Origin of the sequence: Shigella sp. FC1567 (assembly GCF_001743015.1) — a bacterium.
Taxonomy (GTDB): Bacteria; Pseudomonadota; Gammaproteobacteria; order Enterobacterales; family Enterobacteriaceae; genus Escherichia; species Escherichia coli.
On record NZ_MIIV01000546.1, the window covers coordinates 27344 to 43582 of the forward strand.

Consider the following 16239-nt stretch of genomic DNA (forward strand, 5'->3'; position numbering starts at 1 on the left):
TTAACTATGCGTATCCCCCGCATTTATCATCCTGAACCACTGACCAGCCATTCTCACATCGCGCTTTGCGAAGATGCCGCCAACCATATCGGGCGCGTACTGCGCATGGGGCCGGGGCAGGCGTTGCAATTGTTTGACGGTAGCAACCAGGTCTTTGACGCCGAAATTACCAGCGCCAGCAAAAAAAGCGTGGAAGTGAAGGTGCTGGAAGGCAAGATCGACGATCGCGAATCTCCGCTGCATATTCACCTCGGTCAGGTGATGTCGCGTGGTGAAAAAATGGAATTTACGATCCAGAAATCGATCGAACTCGGTGTAAGCCTCATTACGCCACTTTTTTCTGAGCGCTGCGGCGTTAAACTGGATAGTGAACGTCTGAACAAGAAGCTCCAGCAGTGGCAGAAGATTGCAATTGCTGCCTGTGAGCAGTGTGGTCGTAACCGGGTGCCGGAAATCCGTCCAGCGATGGATCTGGAAGCCTGGTGTGCAGAGCAGGATGAAGGACTGAAACTGAATCTTCACCCGCGCGCCAGTAACAGCATCAATACGTTGCCGTTACCGGTTGAACGCGTCCGCCTGCTGATTGGCCCGGAAGGTGGTTTATCGGCAGATGAAATTGCCATGACTGCCCGCTATCAATTTACTGATATCCTGTTGGGACCTCGCGTTTTGCGTACAGAGACAACTGCGCTCACCGCCATTACCGCGCTACAAGTACGATTTGGCGATTTGGGCTAACGGAGAAGAATAATGATCAAGCTCGGCATCGTGATGGACCCCATCGCAAACATCAACATCAAGAAAGATTCCAGTTTCGCTATGTTGCTGGAAGCACAGCGTCGTGGTTACGAACTTCACTATATGGAGATGGGCGATCTGTATCTGATCAATGGCGAAGCTCGCGCCCATACCCGCACGCTGAACGTGAAGCAGAACTACGAAGAGTGGTTTTCGTTCGTCGGTGAACAGGATCTGCCGCTGGCCGATCTCGATGTGCTCCTGATGCGTAAAGACCCGCCGTTTGATACCGAGTTTATCTACGCGACCTATATTCTGGAACGTGCCGAAGAGAAAGGGACGCTGATCGTTAACAAGCCGCAGAGCCTGCGCGACTGTAACGAGAAACTGTTTACCGCCTGGTTCTCTGACTTAACGCCAGAAACGCTGGTTACGCGCAATAAAGCGCAGCTAAAAGCGTTCTGGGAGAAACACAGCGACATCATTCTTAAGCCGCTGGACGGTATGGGCGGCGCGTCGATTTTCCGCGTGAAAGAAGGCGATCCAAACCTCGGCGTGATTGCCGAAACCCTGACTGAGCATGGCACTCGCTACTGCATGGCGCAAAATTACCTGCCAGCCATTAAAGATGGCGACAAACGCGTGCTGGTGGTGGATGGCGAGCCGGTACCGTACTGCCTGGCGCGTATTCCGCAGGGGGGCGAAACCCGTGGCAATCTGGCTGCCGGTGGTCGCGGTGAACCTCGGCCGCTGACGGAAAGTGACTGGAAAATCGCCCGTCAGATCGGGCCGACGCTGAAAGAAAAAGGGCTGATTTTTGTTGGTCTGGATATCATCGGCGACCGTCTGACTGAAATTAACGTCACCAGCCCAACCTGTATTCGTGAGATTGAAGCAGAGTTTCCGGTGTCGATCACCGGAATGTTAATGGATGCCATCGAAGCACGTTTACAGCAGCAGTAACCCACCTTAGCGAGAAGGATCTCGTTGAGACTCTGAGTGACAGCGCCCTTCTTTCCACGCATACTGGGCGCTGTTGCTTTTTTGAACCAGGAAACAGAACCTCTGACAATGAATTTACAGCATCACTTTCTTATTGCCATGCCTGCTCTCCAGGATCCGATTTTCCGTCGTTCCGTGGTCTACATTTGCGAACATAATACCAATGGTGCAATGGGGATCATCGTCAACAAGCCGCTGGAAAATCTCAAAATTGAAGGGATTCTGGAAAAGCTGAAGATCACGCCGGAGCCGCGTGATGAATCAATCCGTCTGGATAAACCGGTTATGCTCGGCGGCCCACTGGCTGAAGATCGCGGGTTTATTTTGCATACTCCGCCCTCCAATTTTGCTTCCAGCATTCGCATTTCAGACAACACGGTGATGACCACTTCCCGCGATGTGCTGGAAACGCTCGGCACCGATAAACAACCGTCTGACGTATTGGTGGCTCTGGGCTATGCCTCCTGGGAAAAAGGTCAACTGGAACAAGAAATTCTCGATAACGCGTGGCTAACGGCCTCGGCGGATCTGAATATTCTGTTCAAAACGCCGATTGCCGACCGCTGGCGCGAGGCGGCAAAACTGATTGGTGTGGATATTCTCACCATGCCTGGTGTGGCAGGGCACGCCTGATGAGTGGAACCTTACTCGCCTTCGACTTCGGCACCAAAAGCATTGGCGTAGCGGTCGGCCAACGCATTACCGGCACTGCTCGCCCTTTGCCTGCAATTAAAGCACAGGACGGTACGCCGGACTGGAACCTCATCGAACGTTTACTGAAAGAGTGGCAGCCGGACGAAATCATCGTCGGTTTGCCGCTGAATATGGACGGCACCGAGCAACCATTGACTGCCAGAGCGCGTAAATTTGCCAACCGTATTCATGGTCGTTTCGGTGTTGAAGTAAAGCTCCATGACGAACGTCTTAGCACCGTGGAAGCCCGTTCCGGTCTGTTTGAACAGGGCGGCTATCGGGCGCTCAACAAAGGCAAAGTCGACTCTGCCTCTGCGGTTATTATTCTCGAAAGCTATTTCGAGCAGGGATATTAAGGCGATCTAAAAGCCTGGCGGATAGTCGTTACCGCCATCTTGCCGGATGCGGCGTGAACGCCTTATCCAGCACACATCTGGCAGCGGCTGTAGGTCTGATAAGACGCGTTAGAGTCGCATCAGACATTTATTGCCTTTATAGGCCCTATAAACTTGCGCATCGGGCATGGCAACGTCACAAACGCCCTTCCCCCACCCGCTGCTGATAACTCTGCTGAAACGTTATCATCCCCACCTGCTGCCCGGTTTGAATAACATGCGGTAACTGGTGGGTTTTCCCTTCGCGAATCAAATTCCCCACCGCGGGAGTGTTAATCAATAATTCAAACAGCGCCACGCGTCCTTCCTGTTTATCCACTTCCAGCTTTTGTGACAACACGGCCCGTAAACTACCTGCCAGTTGATTACGTACGGGATCTTTTTCCTGCGCCGGAAATGAATCCACCAGTCGCTCAACTGCCTGCGCGGCACCACGCGTATGTAATGTTGCTAGCACCAAATGCCCGGTTTCTGCCGCCGTCAGTGCCAGACGGATTGTCTCGCTGTCACGCAGCTCTCCGAGCAAAATCACATCAGGATCTTCCCGCAATGCGGCCCGCAATCCCGATGCGAACGTCATACAGTGCAAACCAATTTCCCGCTGCTGGATCAAACATCGCTGGCTGGCATAGATATATTCAACAGGATCTTCCAGCGTCAGAATATGCGCATCGGCATGTTGATTGAGATAGCCAACCATCGCCGCCAGCGTGGTAGATTTGCCGCTCCCCGTCGCCCCCGTCACCAGAATCAGGCCATTCTCGCTCTTGAGTAATTCCGGCAATACCGTTGGTGCGCCAAGCTGTTCGAGCTGCGGGCAGTGCGAAGGTAACAGCCGTAACGCCAGCGAAATGCCATGCCGTTGCGCGAATGCGCTGCCACGCAATCGCTGGTTTTCCGCCAGCGACACGGCAAAATCCAGCTGGCCATTTTCCAGCAATATTGCCCGCTGATCGTCATCCAGCCACTCCCGCAGTAGCTCTTCGACGTCCAGCGCATCAAACGGCGCAGCTTCCATTAGCCCGCGAATGCGCCATCGTGCGGGCCAGGCGCTGCACAGGTGTAGATCCGAGACGTTATGCTTTACACTAAGGGCCACAATTTCTTCCATATTCATACTAAGATCCTCGGAAAATGAACGATATTGCGCATAACCTGGCACAGGTCCGGGACAAAATCTCAGCGGCTGCAACGCGTTGCGGCCGTTCTCCAGAAGAAATTACGCTGCTTGCAGTCAGTAAAACAAAACCTGCGAGCGCCATCGCAGAAGCCATTGATGCCGGGCAGCGTCAATTTGGTGAAAACTACGTTCAGGAAGGGGTAGATAAAATTCGCCACTTTCAGGAACTGGGCGTAACAGGATTAGAATGGCATTTTATTGGCCCGTTGCAGTCTAATAAAAGCCGCCTGGTGGCAGAGCATTTCGACTGGTGTCATACCATCGACCGTTTGCGCATTGCTACCCGCCTCAACGATCAGCGCCCGGCAGAACTTCCCCCTCTTAACGTACTGATTCAAATTAATATTAGTGATGAAAACAGTAAGTCCGGGATTCAACTGGCAGAACTGGACGAGCTGGCAGCGGCGGTCGCTGAACTACCGCGTTTACGTCTGCGCGGGCTGATGGCAATCCCTGCGCCTGAGTCAGAATATGTAAGGCAGTTTGAAGTTGCACGCCAAATGGCTGTAGCATTTGCCGGACTGAAAACGCGCTACCCGCATATCGACACGCTCTCTCTGGGAATGTCGGACGATATGGAAGCCGCCATTGCGGCAGGTAGCACGATGGTTCGTATCGGCACTGCAATTTTTGGTGCGCGTGATTACTCTAAAAAATAAGGAATTAAAGGAACGCCATGAATACGTTGACTTTCCTGCTTTCAACGGTCATTGAGCTGTATACCATGGTGCTGTTATTACGCATCTGGATGCAGTGGGCTCATTGTGATTTTTACAACCCCTTCTCACAGTTTGTAGTGAAGGTAACGCAGCCAATTATCGGGCCACTGCGCCGCGTTATTCCGGCAATGGGTCCCATTGACAGCGCCTCGCTGCTGGTTGCCTATATTCTCAGTTTTATCAAAGCCATTGTGCTGTTTAAAGTGGTGACCTTCCTGCCAATCATCTGGATTGCCGGTTTACTGATTCTGCTGAAAACCATCGGCTTGCTGATTTTCTGGGTCCTGCTGGTGATGGCGATTATGAGCTGGGTAAGCCAGGGTCGTAGCCCGATTGAATACGTGCTGATTCAGCTGGCCGATCCGCTGCTGCGCCCGATTCGCCGCTTGCTACCGGCAATGGGTGGGATTGATTTCTCGCCGATGATCCTCGTTCTGCTGCTGTATGTCATCAATATGGGTGTCGCAGAAGTATTACAGGCAACCGGAAACATCCTGCTGCCGGGGATGTGGATGGCGTTATGAATGCCGTAACAGTTAATGATGACGGTCTGGTTTTACGGCTCTATATTCAGCCGAAAGCCAGCCGTGATTCTATTGTCGGTTTACATGGCGACGAAGTTAAAGTCGCCATTACCGCGCCGCCAGTTGACGGCCAGGCCAACAGTCATCTGGTGAAGTTTCTCGGTAAGCAATTCCGGGTTGCCAAAAGCCAGGTGGTGATTGAAAAAGGCGAACTTGGCCGCCACAAACAAATTAAAATCATTAATCCGCAACAAATCCCGCCAGAAATCGCGGCGTTAATTAATTAGGTATCCTATGCAAAAAGTTGTCCTCGCAACCGGCAATGCCGGTAAAGTGCGTGAGCTGGCGTCGCTGCTTAGCGACTTTGGTCTTGATATCGTGGCACAAACAGACCTCGGCGTTGATTCCGCTGAAGAAACCGGCCTAACCTTTATCGAAAACGCGATTCTGAAAGCGCGCCATGCGGCAAAAGTGACCGGTTTACCGGCAATTGCCGACGACTCTGGTCTGGCGGTAGATGCGCTGGGTGGCGCGCCGGGTATTTACTCCGCGCGTTATTCCGGTGAAGACGCGACCGATCAAAAGAATCTGCAAAAACTGTTGGAAACACTGAAAGACGTACCGGACGACCAACGTCAGGCACGTTTCCACTGCGTGCTGGTATATCTGCGTCACGCGGAAGATCCGACTCCGCTGGTATGCCACGGCAGCTGGCCGGGCGTGATTACTCGCGAACCAGCGGGCACTGGTGGCTTTGGTTATGATCCAATCTTCTTCGTACCTTCCGAAGGGAAAACCGCCGCCGAACTGACCCGCGAAGAAAAGAGCGCCATTTCCCACCGTGGTCAGGCGTTGAAACTGCTGCTGGACGCTTTACGTAATGGTTAAATTACCGCCGCTGAGTCTCTACATTCACATCCCGTGGTGCGTGCAGAAATGCCCGTACTGCGATTTCAACTCTCACGCGTTGAAAGGAGAAGTGCCGCACGACGATTATGTTCAGCATCTGCTTTGCGATCTGGACAATGATGTGGCTTACGCTCAGGGCCGTGAAGTAAAGACAATCTTTATTGGCGGTGGTACGCCGAGCCTGCTTTCCGGCCCGGCGATGCAAACGCTGCTGGACGGCGTGCGTGCGCGTTTGCCGCTGGCAGCGGATGCAGAAATTACTATGGAAGCGAACCCTGGTACGGTAGAAGCCGATCGCTTTGTCGATTATCAGCGTGCTGGTGTGAACCGCATCTCTATTGGTGTGCAGAGTTTTAGCGAAGAAAAGCTGAAACGACTTGGGCGCATTCATGGCCCGCAAGAAGCGAAACGAGCGGCAAAGCTGGCGAGCGGTTTAGGGTTACGTAGCTTTAACCTTGATTTGATGCATGGACTACCGGATCAATCACTGGAAGAGGCGCTTGGCGATCTACGCCAGGCCATTGAACTGAATCCGCCGCATCTTTCCTGGTATCAACTGACCATCGAACCCAATACGCTGTTTGGTTCGCGACCACCGGTGCTGCCGGACGATGACGCGCTGTGGGATATTTTCGAACAGGGGCATCAGTTATTAACCGCAGCGGGTTATCAGCAATATGAAACTTCCGCTTACGCCAAACCCGGTTATCAGTGCCAGCACAATCTCAACTACTGGCGATTTGGTGACTACATCGGTATTGGCTGCGGCGCGCACGGCAAAGTCACCTTCCCGGATGGGCGCATTCTGCGTACCACTAAAACGCGTCATCCTCGTGGTTTTATGCAAGGAAGGTATCTGGAAAGCCAGCGTGATGTCGAAGCCGCAGATAAGCCGTTTGAGTTCTTTATGAACCGCTTTCGCTTGCTGGAGGCCGCGCCACGCGCAGAGTTTAGTGCGTATACCGGGCTTTGCGAAGATGTGATTCGCCCACAGTTAGACGAGGCGATTGCCCAGGGTTATCTCACAGAATGTGCGGATTACTGGCAGATAACGGAACATGGGAAGCTGTTTTTAAATTCGCTGCTGGAGCTTTTTCTGGCTGAGTAAACTTGTATTGCCGGATGCGGCGTGAACGCCTTATCCAGCCTACATGTGGCAACGGTTGTAGGTCTGATAAGACGCGCAAGCGTCGCATCAGACGTTGATTGCCGGATGCGGGGTCAACGCCGCATCCTGCTACAAATCGTGCACTATATCAAACTTACTTAATCACCCCATTGCGCCGCAGTTGTTCGGTATCTTTTTTCCAGCGTTCATTAGCTTGGTTGATATCGTCAATTTTCATCAAAATCGCGACTTTTTTACTGTTTATTTCTGAAACTTTCATCGTTAACGGATATTGCCCTTTTTCGAGCGTTACCCAGTCATCCTGCAATTTACGGCTGAGTTTTTGTGATTGCAGAAAAGTCTGTCGCCGTTGTTCGTTGATATCGAAATCTCGTTTCTGCTGAATCGGCACTTCATAACACTCTTCACTCTGTTTATGACATGCCGCAATCGCCGGTTGATAAACCTCTTTGTCATATTTAACCGCGAACGCCTCGCTATCGTTCTGTTTATTAAACTCATCACGCTGTTGGTGAATTTTTTTAAAGGCTTCTTCGCGGGTCATTTGCTTACCGTTTGCATCTTTTCCCCAATATGCATCCGCTGCTTTCTGCGCCGCCACCATTTGCTTATCAAGCGCTTTCACTTCCTTTTCCAGCGCAGGAATCGAGTTCTTCTGGGTATTCAACGCAGATTCAAGCTGACTAAAGCGATAATTGAAATCTTCGCTATTCACGATCAGATATTTATTATTCGTTTTGATATCGTCGACCACCCGCCCACGATCGCTGGCTGCCGACTGAAAAGAGTAAAAGTTCACCGACCAGCCAGACGCGGGCGTTCCTTTACTGGTTAACATCGCCGAGAATTTTACCGGTTTATCTTTCGTCCAGGTCTGTTCGAGCAGTTCGTAATCTGCCAACTGACCGACCCAGGTATAGAGATCGTCACTGGAAGAGACATCGCCTTCCGCTGACCAGGTGGCCTGATTACCCTTAGCATCAAGATTTTTTAAGGTGATAGCATCAAGCTTGAGAATGCCGTGATACTGCTTTTTGAATTGATCTTTTAAGATATTTTCAGTTGGCGGTTCGCCATCTGCCCAGGCATTACCAGTCATCAACATAAGCAGTGCCGTGCCAACAATCCATTGCTTTTTCACCCGAAAAACCTCACGCGAAATAATTTATTCCGGTGATTATCATTAGGGTAATGAAAATTGGCAATGGACGTAAGTCTGAAGTGAAAAAGCCCCGGCACGATACCGGAGCGAGGTGATTAGTACTGATTGAAGATCTGCTGGATCTGCTGCGGATCTTTGGTTTGCGTCAGAGCCAGCTGCAGCAGGACGCGCGCTTTTTGCGGGTTCAGCGTGCCAGAGGCGACGAAGCCGTATTTCGCATCATCCACTTCAGCATCCTGAGTGGTAGCACCCGTCGGTACGCGGGAAGAACGCACTACTGCAGTGCCGTTTTTCGCGGCGGTTGCCAGGGTGTCGAACACGGATTTATACAGGTTACCATTACCCACACCAGCGCTAACGATGCCATCATAGCCCGCATCTACCAGTGCTTTAGCCGGAAGATCGGATGCGTTAGCGTAGTTATAAACGATGCCGACTTTCGGCAGCTCATTCAGCTTAGAGACATCGAATGGCGTATCGCTGGTGTGCTTACGTGCCGGGGTACGTTGGTAGTCAATCTTACCGTTGTGAATGTATCCCAGAGGACCGTAGTTAACAGACTTGAAGGTCGCTACGTCGGTGGTGTTGGTTTTGGTTACATCGCGACCGTCCAGTACGGTGTCGTTCATCACCACCAGCACGCCACGATTAGCGGATGCTTTATCAGCTGCGGTCACTACCGCGTTATACAGGTTGAATGGACCGTCTGCGCTCATGGACGTGGACGGGCGCATTGCGCCGACCATCACCACCGGTTTGTCGCATTTCACCGTCAGGTCGAGGAAGTAAGCGGTTTCTTCCATCGTGTCGGTACCGTGGGTAATGACGAAGCCGTCGGTTTTATCGCAGTCGGTGTTAATTTTTTTCGCCAGTGTCAGCCAGACATTATCGTTCATGTCCTGGGAGCCGATATTCACTACCTGCTCGCCTTTAACGTTCGCAATGTCTTTTAGTTGCGGCACCGCATTAACCAGATTTTCTACGCCAACTTTACCCGCTGTGTAGTTAGATTTGGTTGCGGAGTCACCACCACCGGCAATGGTCCCGCCGGTTGCTAAAATGGTGATATTGGGTAATGCCAATGCTGCACCACTAAAACCCATAACCAGTGCGGCAAGTGCCGTCTTTTTGAAAAACTCCATTTCATTCCTCCAGTTACGTGAACGCTACGCATTATCCCTTAGCTCTGTATGGGAAATTTGAGGTTAAACAATTTACAACGTGAATATATTTTGGAGCTCTACAAAGTTAGAGGCAGGTAACAAAACGAAGAATTAAACGGCATAAAAAAGTATTATGCCGTCTTAAAATAGAGGATTATTTTAAATTCCCGACCAGGGCTTTGCGGCTATCTTCCAGAGTCACAACGCGGCTACAAACATCTTTGCCAAACTGCTGGAAATCTTTTTCCTGCTTTTTCCACTCGGTTTGGATTGAGGATTGCAGCCCCCCCAGGCTTCCCAGCACATTCTGTAATGGGTTACCGCCGCTTTTCAGCACCGCTTTCGCGCCCATTTCATTAATGCTGTCCTGTAAAATTCCACCCATTGCCTGATTCACTAATTGCTGGCCTTCGGCGCGAACCTGATCAATGGCTTTATAGTGAAACGTCAGGCCATCGCTGCGCGTTTCGATAATGCGGTTCATCTGCTCTTTCAGTTGCGCATCAAGTTTGGTCAGACGGCTGCGCATTTTGCTGCTTTCGCCCATCTCCTGAACGATAATTTTATCCAGCGCAATACGGGCTTTTTCGACGCGGCTTTTCGCGCCTTCATCAATCCACGGCAGCGTGCTGCGTAGTTCAGCCTGATAATCCTTCGCCTGCTCGCGCTGGGCGGCATTCAGGGAATATTGCTTACCGTTATACATCACGTTGCCGTCTGGCGTGATCACCAGATTGCCGTTTTCGCCCTTCACCTGCACGGTTTGCGGGCTGACAATCACATCGTCACGCGGCGTGACGCTGCACTGGTAGTCGGCGTGAGCGGTCATTGCCGTCACTGAAAGTGCTGCCGCCAGCAGCATTTTGCGCATCATAGTCTTCCCTCAAGAAAAAATCAGGCCAGCATTTGCTGGCCCCAGATTGATAACAAAGTACGCGTTTTCCATGCCGGATGCGGCGTAAACACCTTATCCCGCCTACTCGATCGTGCATCTTTCCAGGCCTGATAAGCGTAGCGCATCAGGCAGTTTTGCATTTGTCATCGCCCGTATGCTTTCTTAGTCCCACCAAACGTCGAAAAGTTCGCTGGTGCGTACCTCATCCAGTTTGCGCTCTTCCAGCCACTTACGCACAATCGCCTGATGTTCTTCGGTGCATTTGCCGATTTCCTGCATGCAGATCAGACCTTCCCAGGCCAGATAACCGCTGCCGTCAAAGGCCAGTTTGTTCGGTTCGATAACCTCGTTAATAAAATCATCAACGGTTTTATCAATCTGTTCTTCCGATGTACCTTCCGGGAATCGCCATGCCACCGAAAATCCTAATTCCTGGAATTCGTCGATGTGCATTTTTTTACGCAGACGACGGCTACGGTTCTTTGCCATTATTTCACCCTCTCGAACATTAAGTCCCATACTCCGTGACCAAGACGATGACCACGTTGTTCAAATTTCGTCACCGGACGTGATGCCGGACGCGGTACGTAATCATTGCTCTCTGACAGGTTTTTATAACCGTCAATAGAAGACATCACTTCAAGCATATGTTCCGCATAAGGTTCCCAGTCGGTCGCCATATGGAATACGCCCCCCAGCTGCAGTTTGCTTTTTACCAGTTCGGCAAACGGCACCTGTACGATACGGCGTTTATTATGGCGCGCTTTGTGCCACGGGTCAGGGAAAAAGAGCTGCACCATGCGCAATGAATTGTCAGGAATCATTTTATGCAGCACTTCAACCGCATCGTGACACATCACTCGCAGGTTGTTTAAACCTTCTTCATGCGCAGAAGCCAGGCACGCACCAACGCCCGGTGAATGCACTTCAATGCCGAGGAAGTCCTGCTCAGGGCGATCTTTAGCCATTGCCACCAGCGACGCCCCCATGCCAAAACCAATCTCAAGCGTCACCGGCGCTTCACGGCCAAAAAGCGCGGGGAAATCCAGCATATCTTCGCTGAACTCAACGCCCATCACCGGCCAGTAGTTTTCCAGCGCATGTTCCTGGCCTTTGGTCAGTCGCCCCTGGCGGCGCACAAAACTACGGATACGGCGCAGTGGGCGGCCGTTTTCATCAAATTCCGGTGAAATGACGTCGTTTTTCATAAAGATTTAGTCGCTTGTGAAAGTGTTCTGAAAACGGGCATTATCCAAAGTTAGTTGCCGGATGCAAGCATGATAAGGCCGTGGCTGCGGAAAGTTCCGGTTTACACCCTGCCGTCGCTGTGCTGCAATCTTGCCCCCAACAACAGTGAATTCGGTGACCATGCAAGCGTCGCAATTTTCAGCCCAGGTTCTGGACTGGTACGATAAATACGGGCGAAAAACGCTGCCCTGGCAAATTGACAAGACGCCCTACAAAGTATGGCTCTCAGAAGTGATGTTGCAACAAACTCAGGTTGCGACCGTTATCCCCTATTTTGAACGCTTTATGGCGCGCTTCCCGACGGTGACCGATCTCGCCAATGCGCCGCTCGACGAAGTTCTCCACTTGTGGACCGGGCTTGGCTATTACGCCCGCGCGCGCAATCTGCATAAAGCGGCACAACAAGTGGCGACCTTACACGGCGGTAAATTCCCGGAAACCTTTGAAGAAGTCGCGGCGTTACCGGGCGTCGGGCGTTCCACCGCAGGCGCGATTCTCTCGCTTTCTCTGGGTAAGCACTTTCCGATTCTCGACGGTAACGTCAAACGCGTGCTGGCGCGCTGCTATGCTGTAAGCGGCTGGCCTGGGAAAAAAGAGGTCGAGAATAAATTATGGAGTTTGAGCGAGCAGGTGACGCCCGCGGTCGGCGTGGAACGGTTTAATCAGGCGATGATGGATTTGGGCGCGATGATTTGTACGCGCTCGAAGCCGAAATGTTCGCTCTGTCCGCTACAAAACGGATGTATTGCCGCCGCCAATAATAGCTGGTCGCTTTATCCGGGCAAAAAACCGAAACAGACGCTGCCGGAGCGCACCGGCTACTTTTTGCTGTTACAGCACGAAGATGAAGTATTGCTGGCGCAGCGTCCGCCGAGCGGATTGTGGGGCGGTTTATACTGTTTCCCGCAGTTTGCCGACGAAGAAAGTTTGCGGCAGTGGCTGGCGCAACGGCAGATTGCTGCCGATAACCTGACGCAACTGACCGCGTTTCGGCATACCTTCAGCCATTTCCACTTAGATATTGTGCCTATGTGGCTTCCCGTGTCGTCATTCACCGGCTGCATGGATGAAGGCAATGCGCTCTGGTATAACTTAGCGCAACCGCCGTCAGTTGGCCTGGCGGCTCCCGTGGAGCGTTTGTTACAGCAGTTACGCACTGGCGCGCCGGTTTAGCGCGTGAGTCGATAAAGAGGATGATTTATGAGCAGAACGATTTTTTGTACTTTCCTGCAACGTGAAGCAGAAGGTCAGGATTTTCAGCTGTACCCCGGCGAGCTGGGAAAACGCATCTATAACGAGATCTCCAAAGAAGCCTGGGCGCAGTGGCAGCACAAGCAAACCATGCTGATTAATGAAAAGAAACTCAACATGATGAATGCCGAGCACCGCAAGCTGCTTGAGCAGGAGATGGTCAACTTCCTGTTCGAGGGTAAAGAGGTGCATATCGAGGGCTATACGCCGGAAGATAAAAAATAAAAACAGTGCCGGAGCACGCCTCCGGCAACTTGCATAAAAACAAACACAACACGCACCCGGAATGATGAAAAAATATCTCGCGCTGGCTTTGATTGCGCCGTTGCTCATCTCCTGTTCGACGACCAAAAAAGGCGATACCTATAACGAAGCCTGGGTCAAAGATACCAACGGTTTTGATATTCTGATGGGGCAATTTGCCCACAATATTGAGAACATCTGGGGATTCAAAGAGGTGGTGATCGCCGGTCCTAAGGACTACGTGAAATACACCGATCAATATCAGACCCGCAGCCACATCAACTTCGATGACGGTACGATTACTATCGAAACTATCGCCGGGACAGAACCTGCCGCGCATTTGCGCCGGGCAATTATCAAAACGTTGCTGATGGGTGACGATCCGAGTTCGGTCGATCTCTATTCCGACGTTGATGATATTACGATTTCGAAAGAACCTTTCCTTTACGGTCAGGTGGTGGACAACACCGGGCAGCCGATTCGCTGGGAAGGTCGCGCAAGCAACTTCGCGGATTATCTGCTGAAAAACCGTCTGCAAAGCCGCAGTAACGGGCTGCGTATCATCTACAGCGTCACCATTAACATGGTACCGAACCACCTTGATAAACGTGCGCACAAATATCTCGGCATGGTCCGCCAGGCGTCACGGAAATATGGCGTTGATGAGTCGCTGATTCTGGCAATTATGCAGACCGAATCTTCCTTTAACCCGTATGCGGTCAGCCGTTCCGATGCGCTGGGATTAATGCAGGTGGTACAACATACTGCCGGGAAAGATGTGTTCCGCTCGCAGGGGAAATCCGGCACGCCGAGCCGCAGTTTCTTGTTTGATCCTGCCAGCAATATTGATACCGGCACCGCGTATCTGGCGATGCTGAACAATGTTTATCTCGGCGGAATTGATAACCCAACATCGCGGCGTTATGCCGTCATCACCGCCTATAACGGCGGCGCAGGCAGCGTGCTGCGAGTCTTTTCGAATGATAAGATTCAGGCTGCCAATATTATTAACACCATGACGCCGGGCGATGTTTATCAGACGCTGACGACCCGCCATCCCTCTGCGGAATCTCGCCGTTATCTTTATAAAGTGAATACCGCGCAAAAATCCTACCGCCGCCGATAATTCCATTAACCGCCCCTGACGATGCTCAGGGGCAAAAATGTTATCCACATCACAATTTCGTTTTGCAAATTGGGAATGTTTGCAATTATTTGCCACAGGTAACAAAAAACCAGTCCGCGAAGTTGATAGAATCCCATCATCTCGCACGGTCAAATGTGCTTTTTCAAACACTCATCCGCATCACGATGTGAGGAAATTAACATGAATCTTAAGCTGCAGCTGAAAATCCTCTCTTTTCTGCAGTTCTGTCTGTGGGGAAGTTGGCTGACGACCCTCGGCTCCTATATGTTTGTTACCCTGAAGTTTGACGGTGCTTCTATTGGCGCAGTTTATAGCTCACTGGGTATCGCAGCGGTCTTTATGCCTGCGCTGCTGGGGATTGTGGCCGACAAATGGTTAAGTGCGAAATGGGTATATGCCATTTGCCACACCATTGGCGCTATCACGCTGTTCATGGCGGCACAGGTCACGACACCGGAGGCGATGTTCCTTGTGATATTGATTAACTCGTTTGCTTATATGTCAACGCTTGGGTTAATCAACACCATCTCTTACTATCGCCTGCAAAATGCCGGGATGGATATCGTTACTGACTTCCCGCCAATCCGTATCTGGGGCACCATCGGCTTTATCATGGCAATGTGGGTGGTGAGCCTGTCTGGCTTCGAATTAAGCCACATGCAGCTGTATATTGGCGCAGCACTTTCCGCCATTCTGGTTCTGTTTACCCTGACTCTGCCGCATATTCCGGTTGCTAAACAGCAAGCGAATCAGAGCTGGACAACCCTGCTGGGCCTCGATGCATTCGCGCTGTTTAAAAACAAGCGTATGGCAATCTTCTTTATCTTCTCAATGCTGCTGGGCGCGGAACTGCAGATTACCAACATGTTCGGTAATACCTTCCTGCACAGCTTCGACAAAGATCCGATGTTTGCCAGCAGCTTTATTGTGCAGCATGCGTCAATCATCATGTCGATTTCGCAGATCTCTGAAACCCTGTTCATTCTGACCATCCCGTTCTTCTTAAGCCGCTACGGTATTAAGAACGTAATGATGATCAGTATTGTGGCGTGGATCCTGCGTTTTGCGCTGTTTGCTTACGGCGACCCGACTCCGTTCGGTACTGTACTGCTGGTACTGTCGATGATCGTTTACGGTTGCGCATTCGACTTCTTCAACATCTCTGGTTCGGTGTTTGTCGAAAAAGAAGTTAGCCCGGCAATTCGCGCCAGTGCACAAGGGATGTTCCTGATGATGACTAACGGCTTCGGCTGTATCCTCGGCGGCATCGTGAGCGGTAAAGTTGTTGAGATGTACACCCAAAACGGCATTACCGACTGGCAGACCGTATGGTTGATTTTCGCTGGTTACTCCGTGGTTCTGGCCTTCGCGTTCATGGCGATGTTCAAATATAAACACGTTCGTGTCCCGACAGGCACACAGACGGTTAGCCACTAATTACGCAAAGAAAAACGGGTCGCCAGAAGGTGACCCGTTTTTTTTATTCTTACTTCAACACATAACCGTACAACCGTTTCATGCCATCCGCATCGGTTTCGCTATAAACACCTTGCAGCTCCGGCGAAAATCCCGGCAACAAATTTACCCCTTCTTCCAGTGCAAGGAAATAACGTTGAACCGCCCCACCCCAGACTTCCCCGGGTACCACGCAAAGCACGCCAGGTGGATAAGGCAACGCCCCTTCTGCCGCAATTCGCCCTTCGGCATCACGAATCCGCACCAACTCCACTTCACCGCGAATATAAGGCAGTATGACTTTCCGTGAGACAGATGCTGGCCAACGTGGGATATTTAACGCGGGTTAACATCGTTGTCAGAGCCGCATGGGTGAGCTGTTGCTA

19 protein-coding genes and 1 pseudogene are annotated in these 16239 nt (G+C 51.4%); 13 read left to right on the plus strand and 7 right to left on the minus strand.

Going from position 1 to position 16239, the window contains the following annotated elements:
- The first annotated feature begins 6 nt into the window (after positions 1-6).
- From rsmE to ruvX, 4 genes are all read left to right on the plus strand, one after another.
- Positions 7-738 carry a 16S rRNA (uracil(1498)-N(3))-methyltransferase gene (rsmE, locus tag BHE85_RS26275; protein ID WP_001222508.1) on the plus strand — a complete coding sequence of 244 codons (732 nt, stop codon included), beginning with the start codon at positions 7-9 and terminating at the stop codon, positions 736-738.
- A 12-nt stretch (positions 739-750) separates the two neighbouring features.
- Positions 751-1701 (plus strand): glutathione synthase, encoded by a 951-nt coding sequence (gene gshB, locus BHE85_RS26280; protein WP_000593283.1) that lies wholly within the window; start codon positions 751-753, stop codon positions 1699-1701.
- A 108-nt stretch (positions 1702-1809) separates the two neighbouring features.
- Positions 1810-2373, plus strand: coding sequence for a YqgE/AlgH family protein (locus tag BHE85_RS26285; RefSeq protein WP_004986431.1), 564 nt, complete (start codon positions 1810-1812; stop codon positions 2371-2373).
- Entirely contained in the window at positions 2373-2789 is a 417-nt protein-coding gene (gene ruvX / locus BHE85_RS26290; protein ID WP_000017111.1) for a Holliday junction resolvase RuvX, read from the plus strand. Before BHE85_RS26285 ends, ruvX begins: the two co-directional genes overlap by 1 nt.
- 175 nt (positions 2790-2964) lie before the next feature.
- Here ruvX and BHE85_RS26295 read toward each other — a convergent pair whose 3' ends face one another.
- Positions 2965-3945: a PilT/PilU family type 4a pilus ATPase gene (locus tag BHE85_RS26295; protein ID WP_071844792.1), complete on the minus strand. Its 981-nt coding sequence runs from the start codon at positions 3943-3945 to the stop codon at positions 2965-2967.
- Between the two features lie 17 nt (positions 3946-3962).
- On the opposite strand from BHE85_RS26295, the gene yggS reads away from it, so the two are divergent.
- Genes yggS through hemW form a run of 5 tightly spaced genes read left to right on the plus strand, consistent with a single transcriptional unit; the run spans position 3963 to position 7268 of the window.
- Positions 3963-4667 (plus strand): pyridoxal phosphate homeostasis protein, encoded by a 705-nt coding sequence (yggS, locus tag BHE85_RS26300; RefSeq protein WP_000997795.1) that lies wholly within the window; start codon positions 3963-3965, stop codon positions 4665-4667.
- Between the two features lie 17 nt (positions 4668-4684).
- On the plus strand, positions 4685-5251 hold the full coding sequence (gene yggT, locus BHE85_RS26305) for an osmotic shock tolerance protein YggT (RefSeq protein ID WP_001094829.1): 567 nt from the start codon (positions 4685-4687) through the stop codon (positions 5249-5251).
- Positions 5248-5538: a DUF167 family protein YggU gene (gene yggU, locus BHE85_RS26310; protein ID WP_000994920.1), complete on the plus strand. Its 291-nt coding sequence runs from the start codon at positions 5248-5250 to the stop codon at positions 5536-5538. Before yggT ends, yggU begins: the two co-directional genes overlap by 4 nt.
- Before the next feature lie 7 nt (positions 5539-5545).
- On the plus strand, positions 5546-6139 hold the full coding sequence (locus tag BHE85_RS26315) for an XTP/dITP diphosphatase (protein ID WP_001174735.1): 594 nt from the start codon (positions 5546-5548) through the stop codon (positions 6137-6139).
- Positions 6132-7268: a radical SAM family heme chaperone HemW gene (gene hemW / locus BHE85_RS26320; RefSeq protein WP_000239922.1), complete on the plus strand. Its 1137-nt coding sequence runs from the start codon at positions 6132-6134 to the stop codon at positions 7266-7268. The genes BHE85_RS26315 and hemW overlap by 8 nt, the downstream gene beginning before the upstream one ends.
- Positions 7269-7422: 154 nt before the next feature.
- Here the strand turns inward: hemW and BHE85_RS26325 are convergent, their stop codons facing one another.
- The 5 genes from BHE85_RS26325 to trmB all read right to left on the minus strand — a co-directional run bounded on the left by BHE85_RS26325 (position 7423) and on the right by trmB (position 11717).
- Positions 7423-8430 carry a DUF1202 family protein gene (locus BHE85_RS26325; RefSeq protein ID WP_000745224.1) on the minus strand — a complete coding sequence of 336 codons (1008 nt, stop codon included), beginning with the start codon at positions 8428-8430 and terminating at the stop codon, positions 7423-7425.
- Between the two features lie 116 nt (positions 8431-8546).
- Positions 8547-9593: an L-asparaginase 2 gene (gene ansB / locus BHE85_RS26330; protein WP_000394125.1), complete on the minus strand. Its 1047-nt coding sequence runs from the start codon at positions 9591-9593 to the stop codon at positions 8547-8549.
- Positions 9594-9768: 175 nt separating this feature from the next.
- Complete coding sequence (locus BHE85_RS26335) at positions 9769-10488, minus strand: YggN family protein (protein ID WP_000984796.1); 720 nt, start codon at positions 10486-10488, stop codon at positions 9769-9771.
- A 183-nt stretch (positions 10489-10671) separates the two neighbouring features.
- Positions 10672-10998 carry a YggL family protein gene (locus BHE85_RS26340; protein ID WP_001107564.1) on the minus strand — a complete coding sequence of 109 codons (327 nt, stop codon included), beginning with the start codon at positions 10996-10998 and terminating at the stop codon, positions 10672-10674.
- Positions 10998-11717 carry a tRNA (guanosine(46)-N7)-methyltransferase TrmB gene (gene trmB, locus BHE85_RS26345; RefSeq protein WP_000786903.1) on the minus strand — a complete coding sequence of 240 codons (720 nt, stop codon included), beginning with the start codon at positions 11715-11717 and terminating at the stop codon, positions 10998-11000. Before trmB ends, BHE85_RS26340 begins: the two co-directional genes overlap by 1 nt.
- 160 nt (positions 11718-11877) lie before the next feature.
- Here trmB and mutY point away from each other — a divergent pair, with 160 nt between their 5' ends.
- From mutY to nupG, 4 genes are all read left to right on the plus strand, one after another.
- A complete protein-coding gene (gene mutY, locus BHE85_RS26350; protein ID WP_001295382.1) occupies positions 11878-12930 on the plus strand; it encodes an A/G-specific adenine glycosylase in 1053 nt (350 codons plus the stop codon).
- A gap of 27 nt (positions 12931-12957) precedes the next feature.
- Positions 12958-13233 (plus strand): oxidative damage protection protein, encoded by a 276-nt coding sequence (locus tag BHE85_RS26355; RefSeq protein WP_000091700.1) that lies wholly within the window; start codon positions 12958-12960, stop codon positions 13231-13233.
- A 64-nt stretch (positions 13234-13297) separates the two neighbouring features.
- Entirely contained in the window at positions 13298-14377 is a 1080-nt protein-coding gene (gene mltC / locus BHE85_RS26360; protein WP_001298916.1) for a membrane-bound lytic murein transglycosylase MltC, read from the plus strand.
- 201 nt (positions 14378-14578) lie between these two features.
- Positions 14579-15835 (plus strand): nucleoside permease NupG, encoded by a 1257-nt coding sequence (nupG, locus tag BHE85_RS26365; protein ID WP_039064259.1) that lies wholly within the window; start codon positions 14579-14581, stop codon positions 15833-15835.
- A 49-nt stretch (positions 15836-15884) separates the two neighbouring features.
- On the opposite strand, the pseudogene BHE85_RS26370 reads toward nupG, so the two are convergent.
- Positions 15885-16142, minus strand: a pseudogene (locus tag BHE85_RS26370) (Orn/Lys/Arg family decarboxylase); the annotation flags it as partial.
- Positions 16143-16239 lie beyond the last annotated feature (97 nt).